The sequence below is a fragment of the Inquilinus sp. genome, assembly GCF_039594555.1.
Taxonomy (GTDB): domain Bacteria; phylum Pseudomonadota; class Alphaproteobacteria; order DSM-16000; family Inquilinaceae; genus Inquilinus.
On the sequence record NZ_JBCNNF010000141.1, the window covers coordinates 1 to 15,803 of the forward strand.

Consider the following 15,803-nt stretch of genomic DNA (forward strand, 5'->3'; position numbering starts at 1 on the left):
TGGTGCTGTTCGCCGAGGCCGGCAGGGCGGTGCTGCCGCCCTCGAACTTCACCGTGCCGGCGACACGGTTGTTGAAGCTGAAGGCCGGCTTCGGCTCCGGGGCGGTCGCGGCCTGCTGGCCGGCGCCGCGGTTGCCGAAGCTGAGCGCCCCGGGCGCGCCCGAGGCGGCGCGATCGGCTTCCAGCTGGCTGCGCACCGCCGCCTGCTGCTCCGGCGTCGGCAGGTCGGTCGGCTTCTCCGGCACGGTGCCGAGGCTGGGATAGGTCTGCGGCGAGGCCGGGCGCGGCATCGAATCCATCGCCGGCGGCGCGGCGGTGTTGCGGCGACTGCCGAAGCTCATCGGCGCCACCGTGCCGGTCGGCTGCTGCTGCGGCACCGCCGCCTGCTGCTGGGCGGCCTGCTGCTGCGCCGCCATCTGCTGCTGCCGCTGGAAGGCGAGCTGGCGCTGCTGTTCGATCTGCGCCCGGCGCTGCTGCTGCATGCCGGCCTGCTGGGCCCGGGCCTGCTGCATCGCGGCGCGGTCGGCGTCGGTCTGCGCCAGGGCCGGAAGCGTATAGGTCTTGGTGTCGCCGGTCGGCGCCGTGCCCAGGGGGCCGCCGACGCTGGGCACCGGCGGCGGCTCGGCCGGCCCGAGCGGCGTGACCTCGGCGGTCTCGACCTTGGGCACGGAGGCCTGGACGTCGCCCGCATAGGGCGTGCCGTCGAAGATGCGGCCGCCGCAGCCCGCCAGAGCTAGGCCGAGGGCGACGGTGGCAACGGCGCCACGGACCGGAAGGCCGGGGCGGGCGGAAGCGATCATGAGAGAGCCGGTGCGACGCATGGGCACGTGCCTAGCACACTTCGTTGAAAGGGTGGACTGGAAAGAGGATGGCCGTGCAAAGTGGCAGATAAGCGGCATTCGGCCCCCCGAATCTGCGCCTCGGGCGACGCCGCCGCAGCCAGGGAGACCTTCATGACCGAGCGCGCCCGCCCCGCTGCCCGCCGGGCGAAGGCCGGCGAAGCCGGCCCCGGGGCCAGGATCAAGGCCGCCGCCGGGCGCAAGGCCGCGGCCGCAGATCCGGAAGCCAAGGCTGCCGGCGCCAAGCCGGCGGCGCGGGCCAAGCCTGCGCAGGCCAACCCGAAATCCCAAGCGAAGCCCGAGGCCGCCAAGCCGGACGCCCGGACGGCCCCCGTCGAGGCCAAGCCGAAATCCCGCACGAAGCCCGCACCCGCCCGGCCGGCGCCCGTGGCGGCGAAGCCGAAGCCCCGGGCCAAAGCCGAGGTTGCCCGGCCGGACGCCCAAGCGGCGTCCGGCGAGGCGAAGCCGGAGGTCCGAGCCAGACCCGAGGAGGCGAAGCCGGCGGCCCGCCCGGCCGCTGCCGCGGCGCCGGAGGCTGCGCCCGCGTCGGACCCGGCCGAGCTGGCCCGCCGCATGGTCGAGATCGCCGAGCGCAGCGCCAAGCTGGTCACCGCCTTCCTAGAGAAGCAGGGCCGGGTCGAGGCGCCGGAGTTGGACCCGCTGAACATCGGCACCGCCTTCCTAGCGATGACCCAGCGGCTGATGGCCGACCCGACCCGGCTGGTGCAGGCGCAGATGTCGCTGTGGCAGGACTACGCCACGCTGTGGAGCCGCACCGCCCAGCGCCTGCTGGGCCAGGAGGCGGAGCCCGTGGTGACGGCGGAGAAGAGCGACAAGCGCTTCAAGGACCCGGCCTGGAGCGAGGTCGCCGTCTTCGACTTCATCAAGCAATCCTACCTGCTGACCGCGCGCTGGCTTCAGGGGTCGGTGCGCGAAGTCGAGGGGTTGGACGCCAAGACCGCGAAGAAGGTCGATTTCTACACCCGCCAGTTCATCGACGCGATGGCGCCGTCGAACTTCGTCGCCACCAATCCGGAGGTGCTGCGCAGCACGCTGGACTCGCGCGGCGAGAACCTGGTCAAAGGGCTGGAGAACATGCTGGCCGACCTGGAGCGCGGCCAGGGCCAGCTGGCCATCAGCATGACCGACCGCACCGCCTTCGAGATCGGCCGCAACATCGCCGTGACCCCGGGCAAGGTGGTGTTCGAGACCGAGCTGATGCAACTGATCCAGTACGCGCCGGCGACCGAGACGGTGGCGCGGCGGCCGCTGCTGATCATCCCGCCCTGGATCAACAAGTACTACATCCTCGACCTGAAGCCGCAGAACAGCCTGATCCGCTGGGCGGTGGAGCAGGGCCACACCGTCTTCGTCGTGTCCTGGGTCAACCCGGACGGGCACCTGGCCGCCAAGAGCTTCACCGACTACATGCTGGAGGGGTCGCTGGCGGCGATCGGCGCGGTCGAGCAGGCGACCGGCGAGCGCGAGGTCAACGTCATCGGCTACTGTCTGGGCGGCACCCTCCTGGCCTGCACCCTGGCCTGGATGACCGCCAAGGGCGAGCAGGACCGGGTCGCGAGCGCGACCTACCTGACAACGCTGACCGACTTCACCGATCCGGGCGAGCTGGGCATCTTCGTCGACGAGGAGCAACTGCGGACGATCGAGCACAAGATGTCCGGCAAGGGCTATCTCGAAGGCTCGGCGATGGCGACGACCTTCAACCTGCTGCGCGCCAACGACCTGATCTGGTCCTTCGTCGTCAACAACTACCTGCTGGGGAAGGACCCCTTTCCCTTCGACCTGCTGTACTGGAACAGCGACGCGACCCGGATGCCGGCCGCGATGCACAGCTTCTATCTGCGCAACATGTACCAGGAGAACCGGCTGGTGCAGCCGGGCGGCATCACCCTGGCCGGGGTGCCGATCGACCTGACCACGATCCGGACCCCGACCTTCATGCTGTCGACGCGCGAGGACCACATCGCGCCCTGGGCGTCGACCTATGCCGCGACCCAGCTGTTCGGCGGGCCGGTGCGCTTCTGTCTCAGCGCCTCCGGCCACATCGCCGGGGTGGTGAACCCGCCGGCGGCGAAGAAGTACTGCCACTGGGTGAACGCGAAGACGCCGGAGAGCCCGGAGGCTTGGTTCGAGGGCGCGGAGCAGGTCGAAGGCTCCTGGTGGCCAGAATGGCAGGACTGGGTGTCACGTTACGCCGGCGGCCAGGTCCCGGCCCGGCATCCCGGCGACGGCAAGCTGAAGCCCATCGAGGATGCGCCCGGACGCTATGTGCGGGCGACGTGAGCCGATCACAGATACCTTGCGAGAGCGAGCCACCCCCTCACCCTCCCGGCCCTAACGGGCCGGGCCCCTCCCTCTCCCCGAGGAGAGGGTTTCTGAGCCGCGCCCCCTTACACCTCTCCTTGGGGAGAGGTCGAAATCGCGCAGCGATTTCGGGAGAGGGGGGTGGCTCCGGCCCATCCGGCACATCACGCCGCCAGGTCGGCCACCGGCGCGTAGGCCCGGCGCAGCTCGGCCAGGCGGTCGCCCTCGAGGACGCGGTCGAGATGGATCTCCGGCCGCAGCGCGGCGGTGACGACGACGCGGTACAGATGGGTCCACAGCCCGGCGCCGCGATGCACCACGGCGTAGAGGACCTCGCGCCGCTGCGGGTCGCGTGGATGGGGACAGGAGCGCTCGTCGAGCCGCTCGACGGTGTCGCCGGGCCGGGCCAGCGGGATCGCCGCGGACTGGGAAGCAGACATGAAAAACCCTCCATCGCGGTTGCGAGGAGGGCTGACGCGCGGCTTTCGACCCGTTTGGTTGCCGGTCCGGCCGCATCGCCCCTCTTGCGAGAGGCCACCACCTTGCCCGGGAAGGCAGGTTGGCGTGGGCGTCAGCCCAGCTCTGGATGCGAGGCCGGGTGTAGCGCGGCCGGTGGCGCGGCGCAAGGGGGATCGCAGGCCTTGCCTTGAAGGGCCGGATCATCGGACCCTGCTCATCCGTCAATGGCGAGCCCGCGATGCCCGACCTCTCCTCTGCCCGGCCCGTGCCGGACCTGTTCGCGGCCCGGCCCGCCGCCTATGACCGCTTCACCCGGGCCGAATGGGCGGCGCTGCGCGAGACCACGCCGATGGCGCTGACCGACGCCGAGCTGGCCGAGCTGCGCGGGCTGAATGACCCGGTGTCGCTGGCCGATGTCGCCGACATCCACCTGCCGCTGTCGCGCCTGTTGAACCTGCATGTCGCCGCCGCCCGGGCGCTGGACGGGGTGCAGGACGCCTTCCTCGGCCGGCCCGGCCCGCCGCCGCCCTACATCATCGGCGTCGCCGGCAGCGTCGCCGTGGGCAAGAGCACCTTCGCCCGGCTGCTGCGCCTGCTGCTGTCGCGCTGGCCTGACCATCCGCGGGTGGCGCTGGTGACCACCGACGGCTTCCTGTGGCCGAAGAAGGTGCTGGAGGAGCGCGGCCTGATGCGCCGCAAGGGCTTCCCCGAGAGCTACGACCTGCGCCGGATGATCGGCTTCCTGGCCGCGGTGAAGTCCGGCCGGCTGGAGGTGGAGGCGCCGGTCTATTCCCACCTGACCTACGACATCCTGCCCGGCGAGAAGCAGGTGGTGCGGCGGCCGGACATCCTGATCTTCGAGGGGCTGAACGTGCTGCAGGCCCCGGCGGGCGCCTCGGCCGTCACCTCCGACTTCTTCGACTTCTCGGTCTATGTCGACGCCGAGGAGGAGGACATCGCCCGCTGGTTCGTCGAGCGTCGGCTGCTGCTGCAGCGCACCGCCTTCCGCGACCCGACCTCCTTCTTCCACCACCAGCGCGACCTGCCGGAGGTGGAGGCCCGCCGCGCCGCCCGCGAGATCTGGGACCAGATCAATGGCGTGAATCTGCGCGAGAACATCCTGCCCACCCGGCAGCGCGCCCGGCTGGTGCTGCACAAGGCGGCCGACCATTCGGTCGACGCCGTCGCCCTGCGCCGGATGTAGCCATGGAGCTGCCGCCGCTCGGCCCCCTGATCGGATCGGGCAAGGAGGCCGAGGTCTTCGGCTGCGGCGCCCTGGCGGTGAAGCTGTACCGCGTGACGGCGACCGCGCCGAAGCCGTCGGCCTTCCACGAGGCGGCGGTGCTGGCCCTGATCGGGGCCCATGGGCTGCCGGTGCCCGAGGTCCACGCCGTCGGGCAGGTCGACGGCCGCTGGGGTCTTGCCATGACCCGGGCACAGGGCCCGCCCCTCGGCGAGGCGATGCGCCCCGGCTCTGGGGAAGCGGCGGCCGGGCTGGAGCGGATGGTCCGGCTGCACCGGCAGATCCATGACTGCCCGGGGACGCATCTCACCGGACTGAAAGGGCGGCTGGCGGCGGATATCGGCCGGGCGGCCGCGACTCTGGGCCGGCCCCTGGCGCGCCGGCTGCTGGACGGCCTGGCCACGCTGCCGGAGGGCGACCGGCTGTGCCACGGCGATTTCCACCCCTGGAACATCCTGGGGCGGCCGGGCCGGGAGGTGGTGGTCGACTGGCTGGACGCCTGCGCCGGCGACCCGGCGGCGGATGTCTGCCGCTCTTACGTGCTGATCCACCCCGTCGCGCCCGACGTCGCCGCCGCCTATGTCGAGGCCTATGCGGCGGCCGCTTGCATCGGCCGGGACCGGATCCTGGCCTGGCTGCCGGCGGTCGCCGCCGCCCGCCTGGCCGAGGGCGTGCCGGACCAGGTGGAGGCGCTGCTGCGGCTGGCGGAGGCGGGGCCACCGCCCTGACCCGCGGGGCGGCGGAACCCCAAGCTACAGGCCGTTTCCGCCGTCGAACTTGCCATTGCGGCCGTCGTCCCCCATGTTTATCGGGTCATTCTGGTTCGGACGGCCGGCCTGCCATGCCCTTGCGGCCGCGGATCCCTCGCCTTTCCCCGTTACCGTCTGATGCGTTGCGCGGCTGCGCGCGGCGCGACCCCAATTGGAGGAAAAGCGATGCCGATCGGCACCGTCAAGTGGTTCAACAGCACCAAAGGCTTCGGTTTCATTCAGCCGGAGAGCGGCGGCCCGGACGTGTTCGTCCACATCTCGGCCGTTGAGCGCGCCGGCCTGCGTGGGCTGAACGAAGGCCAGCAGATCTCCTACGAAGAGCAGCGCGATCCGAAGCGCGGCAAGACCTCGGCGGAGAATCTGAAGGCCGTCTGAGCCTTCGACTGCGGAGCGGAACAGGAGCGCCCGCGCCGTCGGGCGCTCCTTTTCTTGTGACAGACCGGCGATGCCCACGCATCGCGCCAGAGGGAGGCCGTCATGCCGTTCAAGCCGAACTACAATCAGCAGCGCAGCGAGCGTAACCGCCTCAAGGAACAGAAGAAGCAGGAAAAGCTGCAGAAGCGCGAGGAAGAGAGCGCCCGCCGCAAGGCCGCCCAGGAGAGCGGTGAGCCGCCTCGGGACGACGAGACCGATCCGTCCTGACCCGACCCGTCACCGGAGAGCCCCATGGCCCGGAACAACAAGAAGCAATCGAACGACAGCGCCTTCGTGCTGTTCAACATCGTCTACCAGGACGGCACGCTGAGCTCGAACCGCAAGGTGCCGCGCGCGGAGGCCGACGGGCTGGACGGCGAGGATGCCGTGCGCGCCTTCATCGAGGCCCAGGACCGCAAGATCGCCGAGATGTCCGGCAATCCCCGCGGCCCGATCAAGACCATGACCCGGCTGCGCGGCCAGTAGCCGACGCCCAGCGGCCAGATCCCGAGCCGGGCTCCGGAGAGCCCGGCTTTTTCGTGCCTCAGCCGAACCAGGCGGCGCTGAACTTGGCGTGGCTGCCGTCGTGCAGGCGCAGGTTCAGCCACTGGTCGACAAAGGCCTTGAACACCACGTCGCCGCGCGGCAGCAGATAGGCCTTCTGGGCGAAGGTGAAGGGCTGGTCGGGATGCACCGCGCACAGGCCGGGGCGCAGCTTCTGCTGCAGCCGGGTCTCGCTGGAATCGGTGATCATCACATCGGCCCGGCCGGCCAGGATCTCGTCGAAGATCGTGACGTTGTCCGGAAAGATGACGACCTTCGCCGACTTGATCTTCTCACGCGCGAAGGCCTCGTTGGTGCCGCCCGGCGGCTCGATCACCGTGACGCCCGGCTGGTCGATCTGCTCCACCGTCGCGAACTTGTCGACATTCTCGCATTTGGTGATCGGCGTCTTGCCGTCGACATCGATCGGGATGCTGAAGAAGGCCTGCTTCTGCCGCTGCAGGGTCACGCTGATGCCGCCCATCGCCATGTCGCAGGCGCCGCTGGTGAAGTCCGCCATCAGCGTCTTCCAGCTGGTCTTGACGAACTCCGCCTTCACGCCGATCGCCGCGGCCAGATCCTTCGCCATGTCGATGTCGATGCCCTGATACTCGCCCTTGGCCGGGTCGAGATAGGTGAAGGGCTTGTAGTCGCCGGTGGTGCAGATTTTCAGCACCCCCGCCTTGGCGACGGCGTCGAGCGTGTCGGTGCGGTCCGCCGCGGCCGCGGCGGCGGCAGGCAGGACGAGCAGCAGGGCGGCGGCAAGCAGGCGCATGGTTCCTCCCGGTTTTGAGTCGGCCAGGATCTTAGTCGGACAATTGCGGCCTCACCAACAGGGTCGTCGGCGCGGCCGGCCGCCGCTACCATCGCCGGCATGAAGCTGATCGCCTACACCATCGGCGGGGGCCATCCCGAGATCCGGCCGGCCCCGGCCACCCGCGACTGGATGTCGGCGACGCCGGAGGGCTTCGCCTATCGCTGCCTGCCGCTGAACATCGCCAACGCCCATGGCTGGGAGATCCTGTGCCCGTCCCCGATCCGCGCCTGGTGGGATGGCGGCACGGCGCCGGAGTCGGTGCGGGTCGAGGCCACGGGAGACGGCGCCCCGCCGGCGGTCGGGCATTTCGGCAGCGGCATCCTGACCTTCCACGTGCCGCTGCTGCTGCGCACCGAGCCGGGCTGCAACCTCTGGGTCTCCGGCCCGACCAACGCGCCGAAGGACGGCATCGCCGCCTTGACCGGCGTGGTCGAGACCGACTGGTCGCCCTATGGCTTCACCATGAACTGGCGCTTCACCCGGCCGAACCACATGGTCGAGTTCGCGGCCGGCGAGCCGTTCTGCCTGTTCTTCCCGCTGGCGCGCGACACGGTCGAGGCGGCGGAGCCGGAGATCCGGCCGCTGTCCGACGACCCTGAGCTGGAGGCGCGCTACTGGGCCTTCCACCGCGGCCGCGCCGACTTCCTGGCCGACCTGCCGGTGCCCGGCACCGAGGCCAATGAGGCGAAGTGGCAGAAGGGCTACTACCGCGGCCTGGACACCGACGGCACCCCCGCGCCCGAGCACCAGACCAAGCTGCGGCTGAGGCCGTTCCGGGAGGGGTAGTCGGGAAAAGAAGACGAGTCCCCCCTCCCCTCGCGGGAGGGGGATAGGGGGAGGGGGTTGGTGCCGCCGACGCAGGATCCGCCGGCCTGAGCAAGCTTCGGGAACCCCCTCCCCCTAACCCCCTCCCGCAAGGGGAGGGGGGACTAAGAAACGTTACTTTATGAAACTCCCGCCCTCGTCTCCGCCGCCACCGCCCCCGCCTCGTCCCCTGCCAGCCGCAAGGCACGGGCACTCAGGCGCCAGTTGAAGGGGCTGCCGGGCTTGGCCGCGACGCGCTCCGCCGCCAGGGTCCGGGCCGCATCCGCCTGGCCGCCGCGCAGCGCCGCCTCGACCAGGGTGAGGTTCAGCACGTCGCGCTGGGCGTGGCTGCCGCCGAAGCGGTATGCCACCGCCCGCACCGGCGCCAGCAGCTCGACCACCGTGCCGTAATCGCCGGCGCCGAAGGTACGCAGCGCCCGGCACACCGGCAGCCCGACCTCCGCCGTCATCGCCGCGTTGGTGCCGCCCGCTGCGGCGCGCCGGGCCTGGGCCGCCAGCAGCCGGTCGGCATCGCCGTCGCGGCCGGTGGCGACGAAGGCCATCATCGCGTGCATGTCGTTGAAGGCGTAGTAGCCGTCCTCCGCCATCGGCGCCCAGGTCTCGGCCAACTCGGCCCAGCGGGCGCCGCCGTCGACGCCGCGAAGATGCAGCCGCCACAGCAGCGCCGTGGCGTCCAGCGTCTCCAGCGCCACCGGCGACGGAGCCGGCCGGATCGCCTCGTCATAGAGCCGCAGCACCGTCGCGGTGTCGCCGAGATCGAGATGGTAGAGGGCGAGGTGCCACCAGTTGTGGAAGGCGAACATGTTGTCCGGCGCCCAGTCGCCGCTGCGGCCGGACAGCCAGTCGACGCCCTCCGGCAGCCGCCCCTCCATCTCCAGCACATGGGCGACGGCATGGATCGCCCAGGGGTCGCGCGGCTGCAGTGCCACGGCCCGGCGCCCGGTGGCCTCGGCGGCGCGGTAGTCGCCGGTCTCCTCCAGCCCGAAGGCATGCATGCCGAGGACATAGCCATAGCCCGGCACCGAGTCGTCCCAGTCCGGCAGCGCCCGGGCGATGCGGTCGCGCAGCAGCGTGGTGTGGCCGAGATAGAAGTCGCCGAGATGGGCGGCCTGCAGCGCCAGCCCGTCGCGCGGCCAGGCTTCCGCCACCCGGCCCCAGGCATCGACCGCGCCGGCGAAATCGCCGTCCAGCCAGGCCCGCAGCGCCGCGATATGGCCGCGCTCGCGCTCATTCGCGCCTGTCACCAGCGCCTCCGCCGCCTCGACGCTCTGGCGCAGCGGCGCCTCGGCCGCCTTCTCGGTGGCCAGCGCCATCAGCGTGCCGCGCAGGCAATGGCCCATGACGAAGCCCGGATCCTCGGCCAGCGCCGCCTCGATCTCCGCCAGCGGATCGCGGAAATAGCTGTGCAGCCGCTGGGCGGCCGCCTCGTAGCGGTCGAGCGCGGCGCGGCTCGTGGTCGAGACCGGAACGCCGCGGCTGTCGATGAGCCCCATGGCCGGATCCTCCTGCTGGCCCGGTCAGGATAGCCCAGGCCCGAAAAGAACGAAGCCCCCGTCCGATCGGCGGGGGCTTCGGTGCTTGTCCTTGCGGCTGTAGACCTTGCCGGACGGGACGATCTTGTGGCCGAGCCGGCGGGCGATCAGCGCATGCGGATCGCGCCGCTTCGGCCCGGCCTGGGGCACGGGCTTCTTCATCTGCCACTCCTTTCGGGCTGGGCCGCCGTGATATGGCGTTTCGCTGATCCCGCGCAAGGCCGGGGCGTTCTATGTTAAGAAATATGTGGAAACGCGAAACATCTGGCGGCGGCTATGCGTTCATGTCACCTGTAACACAACGAACGCCGCCGCGGACCGCTTAGCGACCGGTCCCCAGCACATCGAGGCCCGCCCATTTCCCGCACAGCTGATTCCCCGGAACCGGTCAGGCCGGACTGGTCCGCGTATGTCCGGCGCCTCCGGAAACGGTGGCGGCACCGCGGTCGCCCCCATGTCGCCGCCGCCGCGCAGGCCATGCCCCTCTATGCCCTGTACGGGCTGATGCGGGCGCTGCCGCTGGACGCCGCCTCCGGCCTCGGCGGCTGGGTCGGCCGCACCATCGGCCCGCGCCTCGGCGCCTCGCGCCGCGCCGACGCCAATCTGCAGCTGGTGATGCCGGAGCTGTCGGCCGCCGGGCGCGCGCGCGTCATCCGCGGCATGTGGGACAATCTCGGCCGGGTGATCGCAGAGTTCCCGCATCTCGGCCAACTGCGCCGCAGCGAGGGCCGGCGCGCCCGCCGCGTCCAGGTCGAGGGCATCGAGCATTTCCTGGCCGCCCGCGCCGGCGGCCGCGGCGTGGTCATGGCGATCGGCCATTTCGGCAATTGGGAGGTCGGCGCTGCGGTCGCCGCCAATCACGGCGTGCCCTTCACCGCCATCGCCCGGCCGCCGAAGAACCCGCTGGTGGGCTGGCTGCTGCACCGCATGCGCAGCTCGGTCGGCACCATACTGCTGGAGAAGCGGATGGAGGGGTCGGACGCCAAGCGCGCCCTGTCGGTGCTGCGCGCCGGCGGCGTGCTGGGGATGATGGTCGACCAGCGCTACAATGGCGGGCTGAAGGTGCCGTTCATGGGCCATGACGCCATGACCTCGCCCGGCGCCGTGGCCATGGCCTACCATCTCGGCTGCGCCGTCATCCCGGTCCGGATCGAGCGCCAGGCCGGCGCCCGCTACCGCGCGGTGTTCGAGCCGCCGCTGGCGATGCCGCGCACCGGCGACCGCAAGGCCGATATCGAGGCGGCGACGATCGCGCTGAACGGGGTCGTCGAGGGCTGGGTCCGCGGCTGCCCCGAGCAATGGCTGTGGCTGCACAAGCGCTGGATGATGCCCCGCCCGCGCAAGCTGCGGCAGCGCGTCCTGGCCTACAAGGCCAGCCTGACCGCGGGCAACGAGGATTAGGCAGGCGAGGCGTTGCCTCCCTCTCCTGTGGCATCTTCTCGTTGCCTACTCCGCCGTCATTGCGAGGAGGCGAAGCCGACGAAGCAATCCATCGTGCCGCACAGGCCGGTGCATGGATTGCTTCGCTGCGCTCGCAATGACGGTGTTCCAAAAGGTCCCGCTTGCGGGATCAGGTCTCATCCGGTCCCTTCAGCATCCCCCGCCGCTTCAGCGCCTCGCGGATCAGCACCTCGATCTGCGCGTTGACGCTGCGCAGATCGGCATTCGCCGTCTGCTTGACCATCTCCAGCAGCTTCGGATCGATCCGCAGGGCGAAGGGCGTGCGTTCCGGGCCCGGGGGTCGGCCGGCCATCCGCCTAGCTGTACAGCGTCCCGGTGTTGATCACCGGCGTCGCATCCTTGTCCCCCACCAACACCACCAGCATGTTCGAGATCATCGCCGCCTTGCGCTCCGGATCGATCTCAATCGCCTTCTCGCGCAGCCCGGTCAAGGCCTCGTCGACCAGGTCGACCGCGCCCTTGACGATGGTGCGCCGCGCCGCCACCACGGCCGAGGCCTGCTGGCGGCGCAGCATCGCCCCGGCGATCTCCGGCGCATAGGCCAGATGGGTGATCCGGGCCTCGACCACCTCGATCCCCGCCCGCTCCAGCCGCTGGCGCAGCTCCTGCGCCAGCTCGTCGGTCACCTGCTCGCCGCCGTCCCGCAGCGAGACCCTGCCGGCGGACGCCGCCGTCTCCTCCTCCCAATCGTCATAGGGATGAGTGCTGGCGATCCGCCGCAGCGCCGTCTCGCTCTGCAGCCGCACGAAGCCGGGATAGTCGTCGACCTGCAGCACTGCCTTGGCGGCGTCGCGGACATGCCACACCACGGCGGCGCCGATCTCGATCGGGTTGCCGGCGGCGTCGTTGACCTTGATCGCCGGGATCTCCTGGGTCTGCAGCCGGCGGCTGACCTTGCGCTTGCCGGCCAGCGGGTTGGCCCAGCGCAGCCCGGGCCGCCCGTCGGTGCCGGTGTAGGAGCCGAACAGCAGCAGCACCGCGCTCTGATTCGGCTGCAGAATATAGAGGCCGCGGACGATGAGGGCGGCCGCCAGGATGCAGAGGACCGCGATCACCCGGCTGCCGTCCTGGCCCGCGTCACCCCGGATCACCGCGATCAGGAGATAGGCGGGGACCGCCAGGACCGCCAGGGCGAGCGCCAATGCGGCATAGCCGCTGGTCGTCCTGGCCGCGCGATCGCTGATCGCAGGGGCGGTGCTCATGGCGGGAAGGCTCCTTATGTGATTTATTTATGATATCATAAATAGACGAAGCGGAGCCGCTGGGCAAGAGCACGGCCGAGGAAGGGTCAGAGGGCGGTCCCGGCGTCCAGCACCACATTGGCGCGGTATTCGACGCCGAGCGCGACATACCCCTCCGCCAGCTTGCGGTGATGCGCATGCTCCTCGTCGGTCAAGGCGCGCACGAAGCGGGCCGGGCCGCCGGCCCAGAGCTGGCCGGCCGGCACGCGCTTGCCGGGGGTCAGCAGCGCCCCGGCCGCGACCATGGCGCCGCTTTCCACCACCGCCCGGTCCATGACGCAGGCCTTCATGCCGACGAAGCTGCGATCCGCCAGCGTGCAGGCATGGATCAGCGCCATATGGCCGATGGTGACGTCGTCGCCGATATGGGTCGGGCCGTCGGCCGAGGCGACATGGATCACCGTGCCGTCCTGGATGTTGGTGCGGGCGCCGATGCGGATCGGCTGCATGTCGCCGCGGATGACGCAGCCGAACCAGATGCTGGAGCCCGGCCCGATCTCGACATCGCCGATCACCACCGCGCCGGGCGCGATGAAGGCGTCCGGCGCGATGCGGGGCAGCTTGTCGCGATAGGGCAGGATCACCGCGCCGGCGGCCATGATGCGGCTCAGGCCGCCTGCGAGTGCGACGGCAGCAGCCCGGCGGTCGGGGCCAGGCCCAGCGCCAGGTTCAGGTTCTGCACCGCGGCACCAGATGCGCCCTTGCCGAGATTGTCGAGCTGGGCCACCAGCAGCGCCTGCCCCGTCTTGGCGTTGCCGAAGACGAACAGGCGCAGCTGGTTGGTGCCGTTCAGCGCTTCGGGCTCCAGCTCCGCCAGCGCCTCGCTGTCGGCCAGCGGCGCCACGGTGACGAAGGGCTGGCCCTGGTAGTGCTCGGCCAGCGCCGCATGCAGGTCGGCGGCCGAAGGCCGCTTCGGCAGGGACCAGAGATGCAGCGGCAGCGAGACCAGCATGCCCTGGGCGAAGTGCCCGACCGAGGGCACGAAGATCGGCGCATGGGCCAGGCCGGACCAGCGCTGCAGCTCCGGCACATGCTTGTGCGCCAGCTTCAGCCCGTAGAGGAAGAAGGGCGGGCCCTTCTTCTCGGCCTCGTAGCGGGCGATCAGGCTCTTGCCGCCGCCGGTGTAGCCGCTGACCGCGTTGACGGTGATGGGATAGTCGGCCGGCACCAGGCCGCGGTCGATCAGCGGCCGCAGCAGGGCGATGCCGCCGGTCGGGTAGCAGCCGGGGTTGGAGATGCGCTTGGACTTGGCCACCGCCTCGGCCTGGCCGGGCGCCAGCTCGGGGAAGCCGTAGGTCCAGCCCTCCGCCGTGCGATAAGCGGTCGAGGCGTCGATCACCCGCACCTCCGGGTTCTCGACCATCGCCACTGCCTCGCGCGCCGCGTCGTCGGGCAGGCACAGGATGGCGGCGTCGACTGAATTCAGCAGCCGCCGGCGGGCGGCCGGGTCCTTGCGCTCGTGATCGGCCAGGCTGGCGATCTCGACATCGGCGCGGCGGGCCAGACGGTCGCGAATCTGCAGCCCCGTCGTACCAGCCTCGCCATCGATGAACACCGTCGCCGGCATCGCCTTGCCCTCGGAAAGAGATCAGTCAGCGATGACTTAACACATCCGGGCCCCTGGCCGAACCGGCAACAGGGTCATGGCGGATATTTGCGGGACGATGGTTGATGGGCCAGGCGCCGCCCTCGCCCCTCCCCTGCCGTCATTGCGAGGAGGCGAAGCCGACGAAGCAATCCATCGGCCCGCAAGAGCGGATGCATGGATTGCTTCGCTGCGCTCGCAATGACGGTGGGACCAGTGAAAAGGACTCCGAGGAGAGGCAAGAGGACCGGCCCCTCAGCCCCGCCCCGCCTTCAACTCGCGCAGCACCGTCGAGATCCGGTCCAGCGCGGCCGGGGCGTGCTCGTAGCCATGGGTGATGCGCAGATGGTGCTCGGCGCCGAGATAGACGCCCGGCGCCACCAGCACCGACGCTTTGCGCCGGATGGCATCGGCCACCGCGACCGAATCCAGGTCGAGATGGACCCGGACGAAGCCCAGCGCCGTGGCCGCCGGCGGCACCGCCGAGACCAGCTCGGAATTCGCGCCGATCCAGCGCTCCAGCCCGTCCCAGCCGCGGCGCGACAGCTCGCGCTGCCGGGCCACCAGCCGCTCGCGGGTCGCCGGCTCCAGCGCCAGCTCGGCCAGTAGCATCGACGGGCCGGCGGTGGCGATGACGACATATTCGTGCCGGCGCCATGCCTCCTCGACCAGGTCCTTCGGGCCGACCAGCCAGCCGACCCGGAGGCCGGCCAAGCCATAGGCCTTGGAAAGGCTGCCGACCACGACGGTCCGCTCATAGCCGCCCCAGAAACTCGGCGTCTCGGCGTCCGCCAGCCGCTCGGTGCCGCGATAGACCTCGTCGACATGCAGCCAGGCGCCGGCCTTCCGGGCGATGGCGGTGATCCGCGCCGCCTCCTCCGCCGTCAGGATGCTGCCGGTCGGGTTGTTCGGGTTGACGATGGCGATCATCCGGGTGCGCGGGCCGACCGCGGCCTCCAGCGCGTCGAGGTCCGGCCGCCAGCCCTGGTCGGGCCGCAGCGGGAAGCTCTTCACCGTGCAGCCGAGGTTGCGGGCGATGCCCCAGACCTGGCGGTAGCCCGGCTCCATCACCACGATCTCGTCGCCCGGCGACAGCAGCGCCTGGCACAGGATCTGGTTCGCCTCGGACGCGCCGGCCGTGACCAGCACCTGGTCGGCCGTGGCGCCCTCATACAGCCCGGCGATCCGCGCCCGCAACGCGTCGGTGCCGTTGACCTGCGGGTAGAACAGCACCTGGTCCAGCAGCCGGTCGACCGCGCCGGGCCCCAGCACCTCACGCACCGCGGCGCAGCGCACCGAACTGTCGGCCAGGTTGTATTCGACCGTGTGCTCCCACTCCGACTGCCACTGCTCGAGCTCGAAAGGCTGGAAGGTCATCGTCGCATCCTCGAAATCCATCGCCATGCGCATTTGCAATATATTACATATCGATCAGCAACAAGATGCGAATGAGGGGACCGCCGATGACATCGTCGCAGGAGGTGCTGCAGCGGATCGCCCGGAGGCTGCGGCAGGAGCGGCAGGCGCGCGGGCTGAGCCAGGCGGCGCTGGCCGAGCGCAGCGGCGTGTCGCCCCGGATGCTGGCGCTGATCGAAAAGGCCGAGACCAATCCGAGCATCGCCACGCTGGCGGAGATCGCGGCGGCGCTGGGCATCGGCTTCGCCGAGCTGGTCGGCGGCGGGTCCGCGGCCCCGGCCCGGCTGATCCCGCCCGCGGAGTTCGCGACGATGTGGCAGAGCGAAGCCGGCAG

The 15,803-nt window shown here is 70.8% G+C and carries 18 protein-coding genes, 1 pseudogene and 1 riboswitch; of the genes and pseudogenes, 9 read left to right on the forward strand and 10 right to left on the reverse strand.

Annotated features, from left to right (window positions below):
• A pseudogene (locus ABDW35_RS16580) lies at nt 1-799 on the reverse strand (hypothetical protein); the annotation flags it as partial.
• A 612-nt stretch (nt 800-1,411) separates the two neighbouring features.
• Between ABDW35_RS16580 and phaC the strand changes: the two are divergent.
• The gene (phaC, locus tag ABDW35_RS16585) at nt 1,412-3,142 is read left to right on the forward strand and encodes a class I poly(R)-hydroxyalkanoic acid synthase (protein WP_343715006.1); all 1,731 of its coding nucleotides are present in this window, start codon (nt 1,412-1,414) and stop codon (nt 3,140-3,142) included.
• 185 nt (nt 3,143-3,327) lie between these two features.
• On the opposite strand, the gene ABDW35_RS16590 is transcribed toward phaC, so the two are convergent.
• A complete protein-coding gene (locus ABDW35_RS16590; RefSeq protein ID WP_343714990.1) occupies nt 3,328-3,603 on the reverse strand; it encodes a hypothetical protein in 276 nt (91 codons plus the stop codon).
• A 44-nt stretch (nt 3,604-3,647) separates the two neighbouring features.
• Nucleotides 3,648-3,758, reverse strand: a riboswitch (SAM-I-IV-variant riboswitch).
• A gap of 102 nt (nt 3,759-3,860) precedes the next feature.
• Between ABDW35_RS16590 and coaA the strand changes: the two genes are divergently transcribed.
• From coaA to ABDW35_RS16615, 5 genes are all read left to right on the forward strand, one after another.
• The gene (gene coaA / locus ABDW35_RS16595; protein ID WP_343714991.1) at nt 3,861-4,826 is read left to right on the forward strand and encodes a type I pantothenate kinase; all 966 of its coding nucleotides are present in this window, start codon (nt 3,861-3,863) and stop codon (nt 4,824-4,826) included.
• Between the two features lie 2 nt (nt 4,827-4,828).
• A complete protein-coding gene (locus ABDW35_RS16600; RefSeq protein ID WP_343714992.1) occupies nt 4,829-5,593 on the forward strand; it encodes a phosphotransferase in 765 nt (254 codons plus the stop codon).
• Between the two features lie 207 nt (nt 5,594-5,800).
• Nucleotides 5,801-6,010, forward strand: a complete 210-nt coding sequence (locus ABDW35_RS16605; RefSeq protein WP_034847508.1) for a cold-shock protein — start codon at nt 5,801-5,803, stop codon at nt 6,008-6,010.
• A 102-nt stretch (nt 6,011-6,112) separates the two neighbouring features.
• A complete protein-coding gene (locus ABDW35_RS16610) occupies nt 6,113-6,277 on the forward strand; it encodes a hypothetical protein (protein ID WP_343714993.1) in 165 nt (54 codons plus the stop codon).
• A 24-nt stretch (nt 6,278-6,301) separates the two neighbouring features.
• Nucleotides 6,302-6,535: a hypothetical protein gene (locus tag ABDW35_RS16615; RefSeq protein ID WP_343714994.1), complete on the forward strand. Its 234-nt coding sequence runs from the start codon at nt 6,302-6,304 to the stop codon at nt 6,533-6,535.
• 58 nt (nt 6,536-6,593) lie between these two features.
• On the opposite strand, the gene ABDW35_RS16620 is transcribed toward ABDW35_RS16615, so the two are convergent.
• Nucleotides 6,594-7,367 carry a transporter substrate-binding domain-containing protein gene (locus ABDW35_RS16620; RefSeq protein ID WP_343714995.1) on the reverse strand — a complete coding sequence of 258 codons (774 nt, stop codon included), beginning with the start codon at nt 7,365-7,367 and terminating at the stop codon, nt 6,594-6,596.
• A gap of 99 nt (nt 7,368-7,466) precedes the next feature.
• Between ABDW35_RS16620 and ABDW35_RS16625 the strand changes: the two genes are divergently transcribed.
• Nucleotides 7,467-8,195, forward strand: coding sequence for a DUF6065 family protein (locus tag ABDW35_RS16625; RefSeq protein ID WP_343714996.1), 729 nt, complete (start codon nt 7,467-7,469; stop codon nt 8,193-8,195).
• Between the two features lie 158 nt (nt 8,196-8,353).
• Here the strand turns inward: ABDW35_RS16625 and ABDW35_RS16630 are convergent, their stop codons facing one another.
• Both ABDW35_RS16630 and ABDW35_RS16635 read right to left on the reverse strand, forming a co-directional pair.
• Nucleotides 8,354-9,727: a tetratricopeptide repeat protein gene (locus ABDW35_RS16630; protein WP_343714997.1), complete on the reverse strand. Its 1,374-nt coding sequence runs from the start codon at nt 9,725-9,727 to the stop codon at nt 8,354-8,356.
• Nucleotides 9,728-9,751: 24 nt separating this feature from the next.
• Nucleotides 9,752-9,928: a hypothetical protein gene (locus ABDW35_RS16635; RefSeq protein WP_343714998.1), complete on the reverse strand. Its 177-nt coding sequence runs from the start codon at nt 9,926-9,928 to the stop codon at nt 9,752-9,754.
• Between the two features lie 315 nt (nt 9,929-10,243).
• Here ABDW35_RS16635 and ABDW35_RS16640 point away from each other — a divergent pair, with 315 nt between their 5' ends.
• Complete coding sequence (locus ABDW35_RS16640; RefSeq protein WP_343714999.1) at nt 10,244-11,167, forward strand: lysophospholipid acyltransferase family protein; 924 nt, start codon at nt 10,244-10,246, stop codon at nt 11,165-11,167.
• Between the two features lie 169 nt (nt 11,168-11,336).
• On the opposite strand, the gene ABDW35_RS16645 is transcribed toward ABDW35_RS16640, so the two are convergent.
• From ABDW35_RS16645 to ABDW35_RS16665, 5 genes are all read right to left on the reverse strand, one after another.
• Nucleotides 11,337-11,519 carry an Arc family DNA-binding protein gene (locus tag ABDW35_RS16645; RefSeq protein ID WP_343715000.1) on the reverse strand — a complete coding sequence of 61 codons (183 nt, stop codon included), beginning with the start codon at nt 11,517-11,519 and terminating at the stop codon, nt 11,337-11,339.
• 4 nt (nt 11,520-11,523) lie between these two features.
• Nucleotides 11,524-12,429: an SPFH domain-containing protein gene (locus ABDW35_RS16650; RefSeq protein ID WP_343715001.1), complete on the reverse strand. Its 906-nt coding sequence runs from the start codon at nt 12,427-12,429 to the stop codon at nt 11,524-11,526.
• Between the two features lie 86 nt (nt 12,430-12,515).
• Nucleotides 12,516-13,067 (reverse strand): gamma carbonic anhydrase family protein, encoded by a 552-nt coding sequence (locus ABDW35_RS16655; protein WP_343715002.1) that lies wholly within the window; start codon nt 13,065-13,067, stop codon nt 12,516-12,518.
• Between the two features lie 8 nt (nt 13,068-13,075).
• On the reverse strand, nt 13,076-14,035 hold the full coding sequence (gene argC / locus ABDW35_RS16660; protein ID WP_343715003.1) for an N-acetyl-gamma-glutamyl-phosphate reductase: 960 nt from the start codon (nt 14,033-14,035) through the stop codon (nt 13,076-13,078).
• A 273-nt stretch (nt 14,036-14,308) separates the two neighbouring features.
• On the reverse strand, nt 14,309-15,430 hold the full coding sequence (locus ABDW35_RS16665; protein WP_343715004.1) for an aminotransferase class I/II-fold pyridoxal phosphate-dependent enzyme: 1,122 nt from the start codon (nt 15,428-15,430) through the stop codon (nt 14,309-14,311).
• A gap of 86 nt (nt 15,431-15,516) precedes the next feature.
• Here ABDW35_RS16665 and ABDW35_RS16670 point away from each other — a divergent pair.
• Nucleotides 15,517-15,803 (forward strand): helix-turn-helix transcriptional regulator (locus ABDW35_RS16670; RefSeq protein WP_343715005.1); only part of this gene is annotated, 287 nt, incomplete at its 3' end.

Excerpts from the sequence above, each read along its gene's own strand:
- phaC (WP_343715006.1), top strand. The coding sequence starts at position 1,412 with ATGGTCGAGATCGCCGAGCGCAGCGCCAAGCTGGTCACCGCCTTCCTA.
- ABDW35_RS16590 (WP_343714990.1), bottom strand. The coding sequence starts at position 3,603 with ATGTCTGCTTCCCAGTCCGCGGCGATCCCGCTGGCCCGGCCCGGCGAC.
- coaA (WP_343714991.1), top strand. The coding sequence starts at position 3,861 with ATGCCCGACCTCTCCTCTGCCCGGCCCGTGCCGGACCTGTTCGCGGCC.
- ABDW35_RS16600 (WP_343714992.1), top strand. The coding sequence starts at position 4,829 with ATGGAGCTGCCGCCGCTCGGCCCCCTGATCGGATCGGGCAAGGAGGCC.
- ABDW35_RS16605 (WP_034847508.1), top strand. The coding sequence starts at position 5,801 with ATGCCGATCGGCACCGTCAAGTGGTTCAACAGCACCAAAGGCTTCGGT.
- ABDW35_RS16610 (WP_343714993.1), top strand. The coding sequence starts at position 6,113 with ATGCCGTTCAAGCCGAACTACAATCAGCAGCGCAGCGAGCGTAACCGC.
- ABDW35_RS16615 (WP_343714994.1), top strand. The coding sequence starts at position 6,302 with ATGGCCCGGAACAACAAGAAGCAATCGAACGACAGCGCCTTCGTGCTG.
- ABDW35_RS16620 (WP_343714995.1), bottom strand. The coding sequence starts at position 7,367 with ATGCGCCTGCTTGCCGCCGCCCTGCTGCTCGTCCTGCCTGCCGCCGCC.
- ABDW35_RS16625 (WP_343714996.1), top strand. The coding sequence starts at position 7,467 with ATGAAGCTGATCGCCTACACCATCGGCGGGGGCCATCCCGAGATCCGG.
- ABDW35_RS16630 (WP_343714997.1), bottom strand. The coding sequence starts at position 9,727 with ATGGGGCTCATCGACAGCCGCGGCGTTCCGGTCTCGACCACGAGCCGC.
- ABDW35_RS16635 (WP_343714998.1), bottom strand. The coding sequence starts at position 9,928 with ATGAAGAAGCCCGTGCCCCAGGCCGGGCCGAAGCGGCGCGATCCGCAT.
- ABDW35_RS16640 (WP_343714999.1), top strand. The coding sequence starts at position 10,244 with ATGCCCCTCTATGCCCTGTACGGGCTGATGCGGGCGCTGCCGCTGGAC.
- ABDW35_RS16645 (WP_343715000.1), bottom strand. The coding sequence starts at position 11,519 with ATGGCCGGCCGACCCCCGGGCCCGGAACGCACGCCCTTCGCCCTGCGG.
- ABDW35_RS16650 (WP_343715001.1), bottom strand. The coding sequence starts at position 12,429 with ATGAGCACCGCCCCTGCGATCAGCGATCGCGCGGCCAGGACGACCAGC.
- ABDW35_RS16655 (WP_343715002.1), bottom strand. The coding sequence starts at position 13,067 with ATGGCCGCCGGCGCGGTGATCCTGCCCTATCGCGACAAGCTGCCCCGC.
- argC (WP_343715003.1), bottom strand. The coding sequence starts at position 14,035 with ATGCCGGCGACGGTGTTCATCGATGGCGAGGCTGGTACGACGGGGCTG.
- ABDW35_RS16665 (WP_343715004.1), bottom strand. The coding sequence starts at position 15,430 with ATGACCTTCCAGCCTTTCGAGCTCGAGCAGTGGCAGTCGGAGTGGGAG.